Raw genomic sequence first — 17,808 nt, forward strand, 5'->3', positions numbered from 1 at the left:
AAACAGAAACGCCACTACCGAGGTCGTGGCGTTTCTGTTTTAAAGCTTTATGTTGATAACGTCTGGCCGAAGCTTAGAACTGCCACCACGACTTTTCCTTACCCGGCCTTGCATGGCCCGTGATGTACGGGCTGTCGGGGAAGGTGCCGGCCAGAATGCGCTTCGTGTCGTCAGCCAGTTGCGGCTGATTCAGCCTCTCGTACGACAGCATCATGATGTGCAGTGCGTCTTCGATAGCCGGCGCGTTCTTGTATTCCTTCAACGCCAGCTGCGCGCGGTTGATCGCGGCAACGTAGGCGCCACGACGGTAGTAATAATCCGCCGCATGGACTTCGTGCGACGCCAGCGCGTTCACGATATAGCGCATGCGTTGCGCGGCGTCCGGCGCATACTTGCTGTTCGGGTATTTGTCGACCACGACCTTGAACGCGTCATACGACTGACGCAGCGACACCGGATCGCGCTCGCTCATGTCCTGGCCGGAGAAGCGGCCGAACAGACCGAGGTCGTCATTGAAGTGGATCATGCCCTTCAGGTAGTACGCGTAGGCGATGTCCGGGTGATCCGGGTGCAACTGGATGAAGCGGTCGATCGCCTGGTCGGCGGCGGCGTTTTCGTTATCTTTCCAGTTGCAATACGCGACGTTGATCTGCGCTTGCTGGGCAAAGTGGCCGAACGGATCGCGGCCTTCAAGCATTTCGAAATACTTGGCGCACTTGCCGAAATCACCGCCGGTCAGAGCGTCGTTCGCCTCCGTATATAATTTGTTGTTGTTCCACGTAGCCGTCTCATCGGTCTTTTCCGGCAGGCCGTGACAAGCCGCGACAACGGCAACGGCCGCGGCGCACGCAATGTATCCGGCCACTTTCCGGGCCGCCTTCTTGATGGCCGCCAAATTGATCGCCGCTTTAGTGATGGTGTTCAAGGCTCGCATTTTCCAGTCTAGCTTTACGTCCAGGTGACCCAGACTCAATGACCCGCTCAAATACTCCAGGCGCCGCTACCGGTGCCGGGAATAGCAACAAAGATTATAGCGTAAGCGCTGATCCCTCCGACGCATTGGGCGTCGATTCGCTTGACGACGATCTCGGCAGCGACGCGCTTGCCGCCGCCGGCCCGCAAAGCATGGTGCCGACGGTGGCGAGCCGCGTGGCGGACGAGACCCCGCGCAGCGTTGTCGTGCCCGACGAACTGGCCGGCGAACGCCTCGACAAGGTGCTCGCGCGCGTCTTTCCGGAATTTTCACGCAACCGGCTGCAAAGCTGGATCGAGTCGGAGCGGGTGCGCATCGACGGCAAGCCCGCAAAGATCCGGCAGCCGGTGCCGCTTGGCGCGACCATCGAGCTCGTGCCCGATCTGCTGCCCGAGCAACTGGCATTCACGCCCGAGCCGGTCCCGCTCGAGATCGTCTACGAGGACGACACGCTGGTGGTCATCAACAAGCCGGCCGGCATGGTCGTGCATCCGGCGGCCGGCAACTGGAGCGGCACGGTGCTGAACGGCCTGCTGTATCGCTACGGCGATGCCGCGGCAGGCCTGCCGCGTGCCGGTATCGTGCATCGGCTGGACAAGGAGACCTCCGGCCTGATGGTGGTGGCGCGCACCCTCGAGGCGCAGACCGATCTGGTGCGCCAGCTTCAGGCGCGCACGGTCAAGCGCCGTTATCTCGCGCTGGTGTGGGGCAACATGCCCGAGGAAGGCACGATCGACGCGCCGATCGGCCGCGATCCGCGCGAACGCACGCGCATGGCGGTGGTGACGAGCGCATCGGGCAAAGCCGCGCGCACGCATTTCCGGCGCGTGGATACGGCGATCTGGCAGCGTCAGCCGGTCACCGCGATTCATTGCGATCTGGAAACCGGACGCACCCATCAGATTCGCGTGCATTGCGCGCATATCGGCCATCCGCTGCTCGGCGATCCGGTTTATGGGCGCGCGCGCGGCAAGCGCTCGGTCACACCGCTGCCGGACGGTTTCGCGCGTCAGGCGTTGCACGCATGGCGCCTCGGCCTGATTCACCCGCAAACCGGCCGCACCATGCAATGGCGCGCTGACGCACCGGAAGACATGCAGGTGCTGTCGGCGGCGCTCGGTCTCGGACGCGACGATGCGGGCGAGTTCGACGAGACGTATTACGAGGAAGACGATTACGACGCTTCGCCGGACGACGCCTTGCTGGACGAGGATGCCGATGAAGGCGACGCATACGACGAAAGCGGCGCACACGACGAAGACGAAGACAACCACGAAGACAACCACGAAGACAACCACCCCAAGGACGGACACGCATGAGCTTGCCCGAGCTGAGCTTTGCCGATGTCGTGCAACCGGCATGGAACGTATCGCCGCGTGTGCGCGCGCTCGTCACCACCCGCAACGGCGGCGTGAGCGAGCCGCCGTTCGGCCGCTGGCAGGATGGCGCGGACCGGTCCGGCGGTCTGAATCTGGGGATGAAAGCCGGTGACGATCCCGCGGCGGTCGCAACCAATCGCGCACGACTGCTGAGTCTGGCGGGCGTCGGCGAGGCCGCGTGGCTCGAACAGATTCACGGCGCGGGCATCGTGCGTGCCGAGGATGCGCTTCACCAGATTCACACAAGCGGCACGCCGATGCGCGCCGATGCCAGCGTCACCGATCGGCCCGGCACGGTGTGCGTCGTGATGGTGGCCGATTGCATGCCGGTGCTGTTGTGCGACGAAGCCGGGCGCGCGGTCGGTACGGCTCATGCCGGCTGGCGTGGGCTGGCCGCGGGCATCGTTGAACAGACGGCGGAGCGCGTCGCCGAACTCGCCGGCGTAGCGCCCGCATCGTTGCACGCCTTTCTCGGCCCGGCGATCGGACCCGGCGCATTCGAGGTGGGCGCAGACGTGCGTGACGCCTTCATGAACGGCGTGGATGGCGCACAACGCGAGGCCACGGCGAATGCCTTCGTGACGCATCCGCAAAACCCCGGCAAATATCTGGCCGATCTTGCTGCACTCGCGCGCTTGCGTTTGCAGCGGCTCGGCGTGACGCGCGTGGTCGGCGGCGATCTTTGTACGGTCACGCAACGTGAACGTTTCTATTCCTATCGCCGCGACCGTGAGACTGGCCGCATGGCCGCGCTGATCTGGCTGGACGATCGTGCGCAGACGATTGCGGATTGAGCGGGCGCCCGCAGCGGCGTCTCGTCTACGAGCCCTCGTATGAGGGTTTATTCGGAGGTGCGGCACGCTTTTTTGCTGCACTGCCGGAATTCACTGCGCATGCGCAGATCTGCCGCCAAAAGCGTCCGCCGGCGAACGGATAAACGCGTATAAGCCCATGCAATATGGGAGCTTTTTTCGCTTGCGGTGGCACTGATCAATCCCGGTTCGAAAAGCGCGATCTGCTACACAGGGAAAACGATAATTAAAAAACTATCGCACTGCGGCAAAATCGGGAACAAGCATTGACATGCCTTGCGATGGGGAGCAAGAATGTTCCTCACAGCTCCTCGTACATGGGACAGGGCGTGACGAGACCGCGAGCAATCGCCCACGTGCGCATGAACCTGCCTCTCAACCCGTCCGCAAGGACTTACCGGTCAAAAGCAGGTATGGCAGCTCCACATTCCTCAGCTTCCCCCAGCACGGACTCCTCAAAGGAGCAGACGCAGCAGGCCGGTACGAGCGGCGCAACACCGGCCGCGGGCATGCAGCAGTTATTCGACGCCTGGATGAACGCATGGCGTTCGCTCGGTACGCCGCCCGGCGGCAATGGCATACCTTTCCCAATGCCTCAGATGCCGCAAATGGGCATCCCTCAAATGCCGCAAATGGGTGTGCCGCAAATGCCGTCATTCCCAGGCATGCCTGACTTCGGCAAACTGGCTGCCGGGTCGCTGCCGTCACTGCCTTCATTCGCCGGACTGAATGTGCCGAGCGCCGCGATTCCATCAGAGCGTCTGCAAAAGCTGCAAGCCGATTATTCGCGCGAGGCGATGGAGCTGATCCAGCAGGCCACCAGCTCCGCGACCAGAGCGCCCGAACTCAAGGACCGCCGCTTCAGTTCCGACGCGTGGAGTTCAGCGCCGGCCTACGCATTCACCGCCGCCTGGTATCTGTTGAACGCGCGCTATCTGCAGGAAATGGTCGACGCGCTCGAAACGGAACCGAAGATGCGCGAGCGTATCCGTTTCGCCGTTCAGCAGTGGACCGCGGCCGCATCGCCGAGCAACTTCTTCGCATTGAATCCGGAAGCGCAAAAGACCTTGCTGGATAGCCAGGGTGAGAGCTTGCGGCAGGGCGTGATGAATCTGCTGGGCGACTTGCAGCGCGGCAAGATTTCGCAGACAGACGAATCAGGTTTCGTGGTCGGCGAAAATCTGGCGAACACCGAAGGTTCGGTGGTGTTCGAGAACGAGCTGATGCAACTGATCCAGTACAAGCCGCGCACGGCGACCGTGCGGGAACGCCCGCTTCTGATCGTGCCGCCTTGCATCAACAAGTTCTACATTCTCGATCTGCAACCGGAGAACTCGCTGGTCGCGCACGGGCTCGATTCGGGTCATCAGGTGTTTCTGATTTCGTGGCGCAACGCGGACGCGTCGATCGCCAGCAAGACGTGGGACGACTACATCGGCGAGGGCGTGCTCAAGGCGATCGAAACGGTCAGCAAGATCAGCGGCCGCGAGCAGATCAACACGCTCGGCTTCTGCGTCGGCGGCACCATGCTCGCCACGGCGCTGGCAGTGGCGGCCGCGCGCGGCGAACATCCAGCCGCGTCGATGACCTTGCTCACCGCGATGCTCGATTTCTCGGACACGGGCGTGCTCGACGTATTCGTCGACGAAGCGCACGTGCAGATGCGCGAGCAGACCATTGGCGGCAAGAACGGTGGCACACCGGGATTGATGCGCGGCATCGAATTCGCCAACACGTTCTCATTCCTGCGGCCGAACGATCTGGTGTGGAACTACGTCGTCGACAACTACCTCAAGGGTCGCACGCCGGTGCCGTTCGACCTGCTGTACTGGAACAGCGATTCGACCAGTCTGCCGGGACCGATGTATGTCTGGTATCTGCGCAATACGTATCTCGAGAATCGTCTGCGCGAACCGGGTGCGTTGACCACCTGCGGCGAGCCGGTCGACCTTTCGAAGATCGACGTGCCCACTTTCATCTACGGCTCGCGCGAAGACCATATCGTGCCGTGGCAAACCGCCTATGCATCGGTGCCGTTGCTCGCGGGGCCGCTGAAGTTCGTGCTCGGCGCGTCGGGCCATATCGCGGGTGTGATCAATCCGCCGGCGAAGAAAAAGCGCAGCTACTGGACGCTCGAAGGCGACGTCAAGACGCTGCCGGAAAGCGCCGACGAATGGCTCGATCAGGCGGCCGAAGTGCCCGGCAGCTGGTGGCCCGAATGGACTACCTGGCTCGACCAGTATGGCGGCAAGAAAGTGAAGCCGCGCGCCGCGGCCGGCTCCGCCGAATTTCCTGTGATCGAGCCGGCGCCGGGACGCTATGTGCGGCAGCGCGAGTAGGTGTGAGCGCACCTGCGGGTGGGGTTGATCTGGTGGTATGAATCCGCGTTCGCGTGAACAGGAACGCACGAGCAACAAGATTTTTAACTTGACGGGCTGCGGCGTATTCAGCCGATGTGCCCGGAGGATATGGAAATGACTGATGTTGTGATCGTATCGGCCGCCCGTACGGCAGTAGGTAAATTCGGTGGGTCGCTGGCGAAGATCGCCGCGCCCGAACTCGGCGCGACGGTGATTCGCGCCGTACTCGAACGGGCTGGTCTGAAGCCTGAGCAGGTCAGCGAAGTCATTCTGGGGCAGGTGCTGACGGCGGGCTCGGGCCAGAACCCGGCGCGTCAATCGCTGATCAAGGCAGGGCTGCCCGCGGCCGTGCCGGGCATGACGATCAACGTGGTGTGCGGCTCGGGCCTGAAGTCCGTGATGCTGGCGGCCAACGCGATCATCGCGGGCGACGCCGACATCGTGATTGCCGGCGGTCAGGAAAACATGAGCGCCGCACCGCACGTGCTGCCGGGCTCGCGCGACGGGTTCCGCATGGGCGACGCGAAGCTGATCGACTCGATGATCGTCGACGGCCTGTGGGATGTCTACAACCAGTACCACATGGGTGTGACGGCTGAGAACGTCGCCAGGGAATACGGCATTACACGCGAGCAGCAGGACGCGTTTGCGGCGCTCTCGCAGAACAAGGCGGAAGCCGCGCAGAAGGCGGGCCGTTTCAACGACGAAATCGTGCCGGTCGAGATTCCGCAACGCAAGGGCGAGCCGCTGCGTTTCGCAACCGACGAATTCGTGCGTCACGGCGTGACGGCTGAATCGCTGGCGAGTCTGAAGCCGGCGTTCTCGAAAGAAGGCTCGGTAACGGCGGCCAATGCGTCGGGTCTGAACGACGGCGCGGCGGCGGTGCTGGTGATGTCGGCGAAGAAGGCCGAGGCGCTTGGCCTTGCGCCGCTCGCACGCATCAAGGCGTACGCCACCTCGGGTCTGGATCCGAAGGTGATGGGCATGGGCCCGGTGCCGGCCTCGCGCCGTTGCCTGGAGCGTGCGGGCTGGACGCCGGCCGATCTGGACCTGATGGAAATCAACGAAGCGTTTGCCGCCCAGGCGTGCGCCGTGAATCAGCAGATGGGCTGGGACACGTCGAAGATCAACGTGAACGGCGGCGCGATTGCGATTGGCCATCCGATCGGTGCGTCCGGCGCGCGGATTCTCGTCACGCTGCTGCACGAAATGCAGAAGCGCGATGCGAAGAAGGGTCTGGCGTCGCTGTGTATCGGCGGCGGCATGGGTGTGGCGCTGGCGCTCGAACGCGCTTGACACGGGCCTGGCAGAGCGCCTGGAAGCGGGCTCAAGCCGCTTAAGAGTGTCCTGGCAGGCGGTAAGCAGGATTGCCGCGCGTCACAGTCATAAGGCAGCAGGTGGCGCGCGGTGCGCAGTGGCCTCGTCGGCCGGTCGCCCGGCGGCAGTGGAGATGAAGCATCAGGCGAGGGAAGAGGCAGCCGGTCGGCGCCTCGAAAACGAAAAACGGAGTGTGGTTTATGACACAGCGAATTGCGTACGTAACGGGCGGGATGGGCGGCATCGGCACGAGCATTTGCCAACGGCTGCACAAAGAGGGCTTCAAGGTCGTCGCAGGTTGCGGCCCGAACTCGCCGCGCCGCGTGAAGTGGCTCGAAGAGCAGAAGGCGCTCGGCTATGATTTCATCGCGTCCGAAGGCAACGTCGGCGATTGGGAGTCGACCAAGGCGGCGTTCGACAAGGTCAAGGCCGAAGTCGGCGAGATCGACGTGCTGGTGAACAACGCCGGTATTACGCGCGACGTCGTGTTCCGCAAGATGACGCACGAAGACTGGACGGCGGTGATCGACACCAACCTGACCAGCCTGTTCAACGTCACCAAGCAGGTGATCGACGGCATGGTCGAGCGCGGCTTCGGGCGCGTCATCAACATCTCGTCGGTGAACGGCCAGAAGGGGCAATTCGGCCAGACCAACTACTCGACCGCGAAGGCCGGCATTCACGGCTTCACGATGTCGCTGGCGCAGGAAGTGGCCACCAAAGGCGTGACGGTCAACACCGTGTCGCCGGGCTACATCGGCACGGATATGGTCAAGTCGATTCGTCCTGACGTGCTGGAAAAGATCGTCGCGACGATTCCGGTGCGCCGTCTCGGTCAGCCGCAGGAAATCGGCTCGATCGTGGCATGGCTCGCCTCGGACGAATCGGGTTTCTCCACGGGCGCGGATTTTTCACTGAATGGCGGTTTGCATATGGGCTGAGTCATCGGTGCGCCGCTCACAAGGCGGCGTGCTTCTGCTCAGATGGTTCCGGCGGCGTCTCGACTGTGCAATTGCCCGATTGCGCAGCCGGCATGACGCCGTTTTCGCGCTCAACTCGCGCTCAAAGGCGTTACATGACCACTACTACAAAGAAAACAGCCGAACGATTGATCAAGAAGTATCCGAATCGTCGACTCTACGATACCGAGACAAGCACATACATCACGCTGACGGACGTCAAGCAGCTCGTGTTGGATCAGGAGGATTTCAAGGTCATCGATGCGAAGAGCAACGAGGACCTGACGCGTGCCATCCTGTTGCAGATCATTCTTGAAGAAGAGAGCGGCGGCTTGCCGATGTTCTCGTCGTCGATGTTGTCGCAGATCATCCGTTTCTATGGCCATGCGATGCAGGGCATGATGGGCACGTATCTGGAGAAGAATATCCAGGCCTTCATCGACATTCAGGCGAAGCTCGCCGACCAGTCGAAGAACCTGTATGAAGGCAAGGCAATGAACCCCGAAGTCTGGTCGCAGTTCATGAACATGCAGGCCCCGATGATGCAGGGCATGATGACCAGCTATATCGAGCAGTCGAAGAACATGTTCGTGCAGATGCAGGAGCAGATGCAGAACCAGGCGAAATCGATGTTCGCCACGTTCCCGTTCACGCCAGGTGGACCGGTGAATGCGGCTGGCGCACCGGTCGCGCCGGCTAATCCGCAAACCAATCCGGAGCCGGAGAAGAAGTAGCGGCGCAGGGGGATGCCGAGACAGCGCGCATCGTTATGCGGTCGTTTCAGGCAGAGGTAGGCGGGAGTGTACGTCGCGTGCCAAGGTGCCACCGGTTGGTACCGTCGTGGCTCGCGCCCGAGCGAAAGCGGGCGGGCGCGGGCATGAGCGTGGCGCGCGGTACAATCGTGGGTTGCTTGCGGCGTCGCTGCCGGGAAGGTGTTGCCTTCACTGCCCCTCGTGATTCACCGTGAGCCCTCATGAAGCTGGGAGTCGCGCGACGCTCAGCTTCGCCGCTCCGTCCTTGTTGGTCACCACCGCTATCCGCTCGCCCCATCCATGCCGCAAACCCCTTTTCCAACCGCGTCCATGCCTTCGATTCCGAGGCCCGGATTTTTCCGCCTTGGCTGACCGGATGATTCGCAAAGACAGCCGTTGCGTCGTGCCCGCATGAGCCGGCTGTTCCTTGCCCCGATGGAAGGACTCGCGGACTACGTGCTGCGCGACGTGCTGACCCGTACCGGCGGATTCGACGGATGCGTGTCCGAATTTGTTCGCGTGACGGGCTCGGTGCTTCCCGAGCGTGTCTACGAGAGGGACACGCCCGAAGTCCTGCAAGGAGGTCGCACCCCCGGCGGCACGCCGATGGTGATTCAACTGCTCGGCAGCGATCCCGAATGGATGGCGCTGAATGCGGCTCAGGCGGCCCGTTTGTCGCCACATGGACTCGATCTGAACTTTGGTTGTCCCGCCAAGGTCGTCAACCGGCACGGTGGCGGCGCGATGTTGCTGGCGCACCCTGAACAGCTGAACCGGATCGTTTCGTCCGTTCGCGCGGCGGTGCCAGCCGGCATTGCCGTGACAGCAAAAATGCGGCTCGGCGTGTCCGACACTTCGCTCGCGATCGAATGCGCGACAGCGCTGGCGGAAGGGGGCGCGGCCTCTCTTGTCGTTCATGCCCGCACGCGTGATCATGGCTACCGGCCGCCGGCGCACTGGGAGTGGATCGCGCGTATCGACGCGGCCGTGGACGTGCCCGTCATCGCCAACGGGGAAGTCTGGACCGTGGCCGACTGGGAGCGGTGCCGTGCGGTCAGCGGCTGCGCGGACGTGATGGTCGGGCGCGGCGCCGTGTCGGATCCTTTCCTCGCCTTGCGGATACGCGGACTGATGGACCGGACGCCTTCCGGGGAGGAATGGCCGGCCGTGCTGAGCCATCTCGCCGATTACCTGAAAAAACTGCAAGCCCGCGTCGCGGCTCGCCATGAGCACGGACGCGTCAAAATGTGGCTGAGCTATCTGAAGCGGACCTGGCCGCAGGCCGCCGAACTGCATGCAGCCATCCGGCGCTTGCACGATTCGCGTGAGATTCTTCAGGTGATCGAGCAGGCGCTGGTGTTCAACGGCGTAACGTTGGCTCGACGAAGTGCGCTTGCCGGCTTTCCCGATCCGGCGGCGCGTCACGACTTGGCCGGCTGCATGGTCGCCGGCGCGGTACAATAAACGGTTACGCGCGCGGGACGTTGTCCGGGTTGTGGTCTTTGTTACCCCCGGACCCTGGCGTTGCCGCCGTCCCCATTTGTCGCCATTGTCACCGCTATACGCCGGACCCCACCTATGCCGCAGACCATTTCCCCCGCCGTGCCGACCCCTTCTACGCCGAAGGTCGGTTTCGTCAGCCTCGGGTGTCCTAAAGCACTCGTCGATTCCGAACAGATCATCACGCAGCTGCGCGCCGAGGGCTACGAAATCTCCGGCACCTACGACGGCGCGGACCTCGTAGTCGTCAACACGTGCGGCTTCATCGACGAAGCAGTGCAGGAAAGCCTCGACGCGATCGGCGAAGCGCTCAGCGAAAACGGCAAGGTGATCGTCACCGGCTGCCTCGGTGCCAAGCAGAGTGCGAGCGGCTCCAACCTGATCGAAGAAGTGCATCCAAAGGTGCTGGCCGTGACCGGCCCGCACGCGCTCGGCGAAGTGATGCAGGCGGTGCACAACCATCTGCCGAAGCCGCACGATCCGTTCATCGATCTGGTGCCGGCCGCCGGCGTCAAGCTCACGCCGCGCCACTATGCGTACCTGAAAATTTCCGAAGGCTGCAATCACCGCTGCACGTTCTGCATCATCCCGTCGATGCGCGGCGACCTCGTGTCGCGCCCGGTCGCCGAGGTGATGCTCGAAGCGGAGAACCTGTTCAAGTCCGGCGTGAAGGAACTGCTGGTGATTTCGCAGGACACCAGCGCCTATGGCGTCGACGTCAAATACCGCACGGGGTTCTGGAACGGCAAGCCAATCAAGACGCGCATGACCGATCTGGTCGGCGCGCTCGGCGAACTCGCGGCGCAATACGGCGCATGGGTGCGTTTGCATTACGTGTATCCGTATCCGAGTGTCGACGAAGTCATCCCGATGATGGCCGAAGGGCCGTTCAAGGGTCATGTGCTGCCGTACCTCGACGTGCCGTTCCAGCACGCGCATCCGGAAGTGTTGAAGCGCATGAAGCGTCCGGCCAACGCCGAGAAGGTGATGGAGCGCGTGAAAGCATGGCGTGAAATATGCCCCGATCTGACGATCCGCAGCACCTTCATCGCCGGCTTCCCGGGCGAGACCGAAGAGCAATTCCAGACGCTGCTCGATTTCATCCGCGAGGCGGAACTGGATCGGGTCGGCTGCTTTGCTTACTCGCCGGTCGAAGGCGCAAGCGCCAACGAACTCGACGGCGCATTGCCCGATGAAGTGCGTGAAGAACGCCGCGCGCGTTTCATGGAAGTCGCCGAAGAAGTATCGGCCAAACGGATCGCGAAGAAGGTCGGCAAGACGCTCAAAGTGCTGGTCGACGAGATCAATGCCGATGGCGGCATTGGCCGCACGGCGGCGGATGCGCCCGAGATCGACGGTGTCGTGTATATCGCGCCGGCCACCAAGGCATCGAAACGCTACAAGGTCGGCGATTTCGTCTCGGTGAAGATCACCGGCGCCGACGGTCATGATCTGTGGGGCGAGGTTTAAGCGATGGCGGTGAGTATGTCTGACACGCCTGAAGGCTTGATCCCGGGTGCTGGGTCCACGGATGCCCGGCGCCCGGATAGCCGGCCTCCGGATGCCCGGCGCCCGGATGCCCGGCGCCCGGATGCCCGGCGCCCCGAAATCCTCGCGCTCGGCGAGGCCATGATCGAGTTCAACCAGTCGGCTAAAGACCAGCCGAACTATCTGCAAGGCTTCGGCGGCGATACGTCGAACTTCTGCATCGCGGCGGCACGGCAGGGCGCGAAGACCGGTTTCGTGTCGGCGGTCGGCAGCGACCATTTCGGGCGTCTGCTGATCGATCTGTGGGAACGCGAGCAGGTCGAGACGTCGCTCGTGCGTGTCGATCCCCATGCGTCCACCGGCGTCTATTTCGTTTCGCACGGTCCCACAGGCCATGCGTTCGATTATCTGCGCGCGGAGTCGGCCGCGAGCCGCTACGCGCCGCACGATCTGCCGCTCGATGCGATCGCCGCGGCCAAGGTCATCCACCTGTCCGGTATCAGCCTCGCGATCAGTTTGAGCGCCTGCGACGCAGCGTTGGCGGCGATCGCGCATGCGCGCGCGAACGGCGTGCGCGTGAGTTTCGACACCAATCTGCGCCTGAAGCTATGGCCGCTCGCGAGGGCGCGCGCGGTGATGCTCGAGGCCATTCGCCAAACCGACATTTGCCTGCCGAGCTGGGACGACGTCACCGAACTCACCGGTTTGACCGGCCGTGACGAGATCGTCGACTTTCTGCTGTCGCACGGCCCGCGGGTCGTCGCGCTCAAGCTCGGCAAGGAAGGCTCCTACATCGCCACGCCTGACGAGCGGCGCATCGTGCCGGGCCACGTCGTCAACGCGGTCGATGCGACCGGGGCGGGCGACTGTTTCGGCGGCGCGTTCATCGCGCGTATCGTCGCGGGTGACGATCCTTTTCAAGCGGCGCGTTATGCGAACGTCGCCGCGGCGCTGTCCACGCAGGGTTACGGCGCGGTCGCACCAATCCCTTCGCGCGCGACGGTCGAACAGTTGCTGGCGGGCTGATCACGAGGCGCTGGGACGCGCGGGCCGCCATGGCAAGATCATCTTGAAAAACTAAGAGAGGAGCGAGCGATGCAACGGGACGTAGTGGTGGTAAGCGGTGTGCGTACGGCGATCGGTGGTTTTGGCGGCAGTCTCAAGGATTTTCCGCCCGCGGATCTGGGTGCACGGGTCGTGCGTGAGGCGCTGGCACGCGCGAACGTGTCGGGCGACGAAGTCGGTCATGTGGTATTCGGCAACGTCGTGCATACGGAACCGAAAGACATGTATCTGGCGCGCGTGGCCGCGATCAACGGCGGCGTCGCGCAACACGCGCCCGCGTTGACCGTCAACCGCCTGTGCGGTTCGGGCCTGCAGGCCATCGTTTCGGCGGCGCAAAGCGTGTTGCTCGGCGACGCCGACATCGCGATCGGCGGCGGTGCGGAAAACATGAGCCGCGCGCCGTATTCGATGCCGGCCGCGCGCTTCGGTCAGCGCATGGGCGACGCGCGCCTCGTCGACATGATGGTCGGCGCGCTGAACGACCCGTTCCAGTCGATCCATATGGGCGTGACCGCCGAGAACGTCGCGCGCAAATACGAGATCTCGCGCGAAGCGCAGGATGCGCTCGCGCTCGAGTCGCATCGCCGCGCGGCCAACGCGATTTCCGCTGGCTACTTCAAGGATCAGATTTTGCCGATCACGATTCCGTCGAAGAAGGGCGACGTCGTGTTCGACACGGACGAACACGCGCGCATGAACGCGACGGCTGAAGACTTCTCGAAGTTGAAGCCGGTGTTCGCGAAGGAAAACGGCACGGTGACCGCGGGCAACGCGTCGGGCATCAACGACGCCGCGGCGGCGGTCGTGCTGATGGATCGCAGCGTCGCGGAAAAGCGCGGCATCAAGCCGTTGGCACGGCTGGTTTCGTACGCGCACGCGGGTGTCGATCCGGCGTACATGGGTATCGGGCCAGTGCCCGCCACGCGCAAGGCGCTCGAACGCGCCGGCCTGACGGTCGCCGATCTCGATGTGATCGAAGCGAACGAGGCGTTTGCGGCGCAGGCGTGCGCGGTCAGCAAGGAACTCGGTTTCGATCCGGCCAAGGTCAATCCGAACGGCTCGGGCATTTCGCTCGGCCACCCGATCGGCGCGACCGGCGCACTGATCACCGTCAAGGCGTTGTATGAATTGCAGCGGGTCGGCGGCCGCTATGCGCTGGTGACGATGTGTATCGGCGGCGGGCAAGGCATCGCGGCGATCTTCGAACGGATCTGAGACCGAGGCCAAAGCCGAAGCCAAAGCCGAAGGCGGGCAGCGCAACGCCTCGATTCTCCCCGCCGAACGAAGTCTGACGCCATGCGGATAGTAAACTCGTATCGAGCAGCACCAGGTAACAAGGAAAGAACGGATGCAGGAATCGAAAGCGATCAAGGAGGCGACGCGCCGGCGTGCCTGGGCAGTCTCCCAGGGGCGCTTCCTTCGGAACGTGGTGAGCGTGGCCGCCTTGCTGTGCGCCGGCGCTGCGGCTGTCGTGCCCGCGCAGGCGTGGGCGGAAAGCGACGCGGTGAAGGAGTTGGCCGCGCCCCCGCCGATTCAGTTGCCGCTCAAGCCGAGCCCCGAATTCGCGAAGTTTCCGCGCTATGCCGGCATGCTCGGCTCGCGTCAGATCGTGCTGCGGCTGGGCGCGAAAACCGATGACCCGGCCGGTGTGCACGGCGAGTATCAGTACACCGATACCGGCGAGGTCACCCTGATCGCGGGAGACCGCGACGGCGATACCCTCGAAGTCGAGGAATCGAACGACGGCACGCATATCACCGGCAACTGGGTCGGCAAGTTTGCCGCCGACGGTTCGCTGGCGGGCGACCGGATGAACGTCGACGATTCCGACCCGCAGCCGTTCGATCTGAAGCCGCTGGCGGCGGGGCAGGCCGTGCCGGCTGCCGCGAGCAAGGCGGCCGTGGCTGCGCAAGCGTCAGCCGCCGCCGGAGCGGCTGCGCCGGCTTCATCGCCCGCGGGGAGCGGCCACGCCGTTGGCGGGGTCAGCAACCTGCAAATCGGCGAGTGAAGCGCGGCCGCGCACCTGACAGCTTGCGCGCTCTGCGAGGCGCAACTCTCCCGGCTCGTCTACGCTTGCATGTGTGGCGCCGGTCGGAACAACGCCCCCGGTTTTCTGTCTGCTGCCTGGACCCTCAACAAATCTCACCATGACCCAATCCAAACTCAAACGCGGCCTGCAAACCCAGATCGTGCGTGCCGAAGACCAGCTCACGCCAGGCTTCGAATCGTTTTCGATGCCGGTAACGCGCGCTTCGACGGTCGTGTTCCCGGACCTCGCGACCATGCGCGCGCTCGACTGGAAAAACGACGCGCAATGGCGCTATGGCCTGCACGCCACGCCGACTTCGCTCGCACTGGCGCAGCGGCTTGCCACCATCGAAGGTGGCCGTCATGCGTTGTTGCAGCCTTCGGGGTTGTCGTCTATCTCGAACGTGTACTTCGGCCTTGTGAAGGCCGGCGACGACGTGCTGATTCCCGATAACGTCTACTCGCCGAACCGCGATCATGGCGACTGGCTGGCGCGCGATTTCGGTATCACCGCGCGCTACTACGATCCGATGATCGGCGCGGGGATCGCGGATCTGATCCAGCCGAACACACGGTTGATCTGGCTCGAGGCCCCTGGCTCGGTCACGATGGAAGTGCCCGACGTGCCCGCTATCACCGCGGTGGCGCGCGCGCGCAACGTCGTCACGGCAATCGACAATACCTGGTCCGCGGGACTCGGGTTCCGGCCGTTCGACCACGGCGTGGATATCTCGGTGCAGGCCTTGACCAAGTACCAGTCGGGCGGCGGCGACGTGTTGATGGGCGCGACGATCACCGTCGATCGCGAATTGCATCTGAAGCTGAAGGCGGCGCGCATGCGCATGGGGATCGGCGTGTCGGCGGATGACTGTTCGCTGATTCTGCGCAGCCTGCCGAGCATGCAACTGCGCTTCGAAGCGCATGACCGTGCGGCGCTAGGCCTCGCCACATGGCTGAAGACGCGTCCGGAAATTGCCGCGGTCTTGCATCCGGCGTTGTCGGACTGTCCGGGACATGAGTTTTACAAGCGCGACTTTACGGGCGCGGGGGGACTTTTCTCGGTCGTGTTCGACGAGCGTTATAGTGCGGCGCAAATCGACACGTTCTGCGAGTCGCTCGAACTGTTTTCGCTCGGCTGGAGCTGGGGCGGCGCGCACAGTCTTGCGATGCCGTACGACGTCGCCTCGATGCGCACCGCAGGGCAATGGCCGTATCGCGGCACGCTGGTGCGGTTCTACATCGGCCTGGAAGAAGAGGCCGATCTGCGCGCCGATATCGAACAGCGTCTGGTGGCGTTGGGTTAAGCACCTGAACGCAGAGTGTTGAAGGTGGAAAAAGCCCAACGGGACGCGGTCCCGATGGGCTTTTTATTTTGTCAAGATAGCCACCAAGCCTAACCATTCGGCCGAATGGTCGGCACTGGATCTCGACGCTACGATGGTGCGCACCACAACTAACAACTACCGCACGATGGTGAGCTTCGATGAATCTATTTTTCTGGATGTTGCTGAATCTTGGCGTGCCGATTGTCGGCCCGATCTTTACGCTCGCGCTCGCCGCACCCACGCACGGCTGGCGCGTCGCGAAGGCGTTGATCGCCGCATCGGTGAAAGACGGCCAACTGTTCTGGTGTGCGATTGGATTGTGCGCGGCCGCGGTTTATGAGGCGGTGAGCGCGCTCGAGGTGGGGCGCGACGGAATGCCTATCCTGGAGGGCGCCATTGCTGGATTCTGCATGGTGGCATTCGCCTGTTCGAGCATCGTGATGTTGTCTTTGGTCAATGCACATCATGCCGAGGCAAGCCCATGCCTTCGTGACGGGCAGAAACGGCTTGCTACGGGGGCGTTGTCGCGCACGGCAATCGTGATTTCGATTTTGGCAACATCTCTTGCTGCTGTACTGTTTGCAATCCTACATGTGCACCTGAATTAGATTTTTTAGATAGCGCATCTTTTATACTGATCTACTTTTCGGAGGCGCTAATGGACAAATTATTCACGTATCTGCAATCTGACGAAAACTACGCTCGTGTTCTGAAGTGGCACGGCGCTGTGATCATCATCACGGGGATCAGCATGCTGGCCCTGTTCATGTTCGCGGATTTCAAAAGATAGTGTTTCTGCCCGCGCTGGCCGCCACTGAATCGGCCAGCGCAACTTAAGCTTCAGAACAGACGCAGCAACCCATCCAACCCAACGTAGTTGAACGCCACACTGGCCGCTTCGCGCACCACCGGCTTCGCGCGGAATGCGACGGAGAGTCCCGCAGCGGCCATCATTTTCAGATCGTTCGAACCGTCGCCCATCGCAATCGCGCGCGTCGGCTCGATACCCAGTTGCGCGCATGTCTCGCGCAACGTACGTGCTTTCACATCGGCGTTGACGATCTCGCCGATCACGTTGCCAGTCAATTTGCCATCAACGATTTCGAGTGTGTTCGCGCGCGTGAAATCGAGGCCGAGCCGGGCCTTCAGTTTTTCGGTGAAGAACGTGAAGCCACCGGACACCAGCAGCGTTTTCACTCCCGCCGCTTTTGCGCCGGCCAGCATCTGTTCGGCCCCCGGCGAGAGTTTCAGCCGTTCTTCATAAACGCGTTCGAGCGCGCCGGCGTCGAGTCCTTTGAGGAGCGCCACGCGGCGCGTCAGGCTCTCGTTGAAATCCTTGATTTCGCCGCGCATCGAGGCTTCCGTGATTGCGGCCACTTCTGCTTTCAACCCGCAAAAGTCGGCGATTTCATCGATGCATTCGATGGTGATCAGCGTCGAGTCCATGTCCATCGCAACAAGACCGAAGTCACGCAACTCGCGGCCGGCTTCGACAAACGCGTAGTCCAGCTGATGGGCGCCGCAATAGACGTCGAGGTCGGCGCGCTGCGCAATGTTCGCGTCGGCAATGCGAATCGCGTTCGCATCGATGGCGGTGGCGTGCGAGCCGCGGGCGAGCGCGACGAGCGTTTTGTGGTGGTCGACGGAAAGGGGCGCGGTGCTTTGGATGACGAGGTTCATGGTCGACGCATTGACGCTGAAAAGGGCGGCCGCGCGACGCGCGCGGAAAATCCCGTCATTGTAACGGCTCAGTGACATGCGGCCACCGGGGACATCCGGTAAACCAGCGGCAAATAAGCGGCAAATAAGCGGCAAACCAGCGGCAAACCAGCGGCAAACCAGCGGCACAC

The 17,808-nt window shown here is 63.0% G+C and carries 16 protein-coding genes; 14 read left to right on the forward strand and 2 right to left on the reverse strand.

The window, feature by feature from the left end:
• Positions 1–73: 73 nt before the first annotated feature.
• Positions 74–934, reverse strand: a complete 861-nt coding sequence (locus tag QOC89_RS17540) for an outer membrane protein assembly factor BamD (protein ID WP_323046178.1) — start codon at positions 932–934, stop codon at positions 74–76.
• A 38-nt stretch (positions 935–972) separates the two neighbouring features.
• Between QOC89_RS17540 and QOC89_RS17545 the strand changes: the two genes are divergently transcribed.
• The 14 genes from QOC89_RS17545 (at position 973) to QOC89_RS17610 (ending at position 16,748) form a co-directional block, all read left to right on the forward strand.
• Positions 973–2,292 carry an RluA family pseudouridine synthase gene (locus QOC89_RS17545; protein ID WP_323046179.1) on the forward strand — a complete coding sequence of 440 codons (1,320 nt, stop codon included), beginning with the start codon at positions 973–975 and terminating at the stop codon, positions 2,290–2,292.
• Positions 2,289–3,146 (forward strand): peptidoglycan editing factor PgeF, encoded by an 858-nt coding sequence (gene pgeF / locus QOC89_RS17550; protein ID WP_323046180.1) that lies wholly within the window; start codon positions 2,289–2,291, stop codon positions 3,144–3,146. The genes QOC89_RS17545 and pgeF overlap by 4 nt, the downstream gene beginning before the upstream one ends.
• 527 nt (positions 3,147–3,673) lie before the next feature.
• Positions 3,674–5,503 (forward strand): class I poly(R)-hydroxyalkanoic acid synthase, encoded by a 1,830-nt coding sequence (phaC, locus tag QOC89_RS17555; protein ID WP_323046181.1) that lies wholly within the window; start codon positions 3,674–3,676, stop codon positions 5,501–5,503.
• A 135-nt stretch (positions 5,504–5,638) separates the two neighbouring features.
• Positions 5,639–6,820: an acetyl-CoA C-acetyltransferase gene (locus tag QOC89_RS17560; protein ID WP_323046182.1), complete on the forward strand. Its 1,182-nt coding sequence runs from the start codon at positions 5,639–5,641 to the stop codon at positions 6,818–6,820.
• A 221-nt stretch (positions 6,821–7,041) separates the two neighbouring features.
• On the forward strand, positions 7,042–7,782 hold the full coding sequence (locus QOC89_RS17565; RefSeq protein WP_054039485.1) for a 3-ketoacyl-ACP reductase: 741 nt from the start codon (positions 7,042–7,044) through the stop codon (positions 7,780–7,782).
• A 134-nt stretch (positions 7,783–7,916) separates the two neighbouring features.
• Positions 7,917–8,534, forward strand: coding sequence for a polyhydroxyalkanoate synthesis repressor PhaR (gene phaR / locus QOC89_RS17570; protein WP_179731509.1), 618 nt, complete (start codon positions 7,917–7,919; stop codon positions 8,532–8,534).
• A 429-nt stretch (positions 8,535–8,963) separates the two neighbouring features.
• Complete coding sequence (locus QOC89_RS17575) at positions 8,964–10,016, forward strand: tRNA-dihydrouridine synthase (RefSeq protein ID WP_323046183.1); 1,053 nt, start codon at positions 8,964–8,966, stop codon at positions 10,014–10,016.
• 114 nt (positions 10,017–10,130) lie between these two features.
• Positions 10,131–11,522 carry a 30S ribosomal protein S12 methylthiotransferase RimO gene (gene rimO, locus QOC89_RS17580; RefSeq protein ID WP_323046184.1) on the forward strand — a complete coding sequence of 464 codons (1,392 nt, stop codon included), beginning with the start codon at positions 10,131–10,133 and terminating at the stop codon, positions 11,520–11,522.
• A 15-nt stretch (positions 11,523–11,537) separates the two neighbouring features.
• Positions 11,538–12,566: a sugar kinase gene (locus QOC89_RS17585; protein ID WP_323046185.1), complete on the forward strand. Its 1,029-nt coding sequence runs from the start codon at positions 11,538–11,540 to the stop codon at positions 12,564–12,566.
• Between the two features lie 69 nt (positions 12,567–12,635).
• Positions 12,636–13,820, forward strand: coding sequence for a beta-ketothiolase BktB (gene bktB / locus QOC89_RS17590; protein WP_323046186.1), 1,185 nt, complete (start codon positions 12,636–12,638; stop codon positions 13,818–13,820).
• A 133-nt stretch (positions 13,821–13,953) separates the two neighbouring features.
• On the forward strand, positions 13,954–14,613 hold the full coding sequence (locus tag QOC89_RS17595; RefSeq protein ID WP_323046187.1) for a hypothetical protein: 660 nt from the start codon (positions 13,954–13,956) through the stop codon (positions 14,611–14,613).
• A gap of 139 nt (positions 14,614–14,752) precedes the next feature.
• Positions 14,753–15,937 (forward strand): cystathionine beta-lyase, encoded by a 1,185-nt coding sequence (locus tag QOC89_RS17600; RefSeq protein ID WP_323046188.1) that lies wholly within the window; start codon positions 14,753–14,755, stop codon positions 15,935–15,937.
• Between the two features lie 179 nt (positions 15,938–16,116).
• Positions 16,117–16,566, forward strand: a complete 450-nt coding sequence (locus QOC89_RS17605; protein ID WP_323046189.1) for a hypothetical protein — start codon at positions 16,117–16,119, stop codon at positions 16,564–16,566.
• Positions 16,567–16,616: 50 nt separating this feature from the next.
• Entirely contained in the window at positions 16,617–16,748 is a 132-nt protein-coding gene (locus tag QOC89_RS17610) for a hypothetical protein (protein WP_323046190.1), read from the forward strand.
• A gap of 50 nt (positions 16,749–16,798) precedes the next feature.
• On the opposite strand, the gene serB is transcribed toward QOC89_RS17610, so the two are convergent.
• Positions 16,799–17,638, reverse strand: coding sequence for a phosphoserine phosphatase SerB (gene serB, locus QOC89_RS17615; RefSeq protein WP_323046191.1), 840 nt, complete (start codon positions 17,636–17,638; stop codon positions 16,799–16,801).
• Between the last annotated feature and the right edge of the window lie 170 nt (positions 17,639–17,808).

Source organism: Paraburkholderia sp. (assembly GCF_034668105.1).
GTDB lineage: Bacteria > Pseudomonadota > Gammaproteobacteria > Burkholderiales > Burkholderiaceae > Paraburkholderia.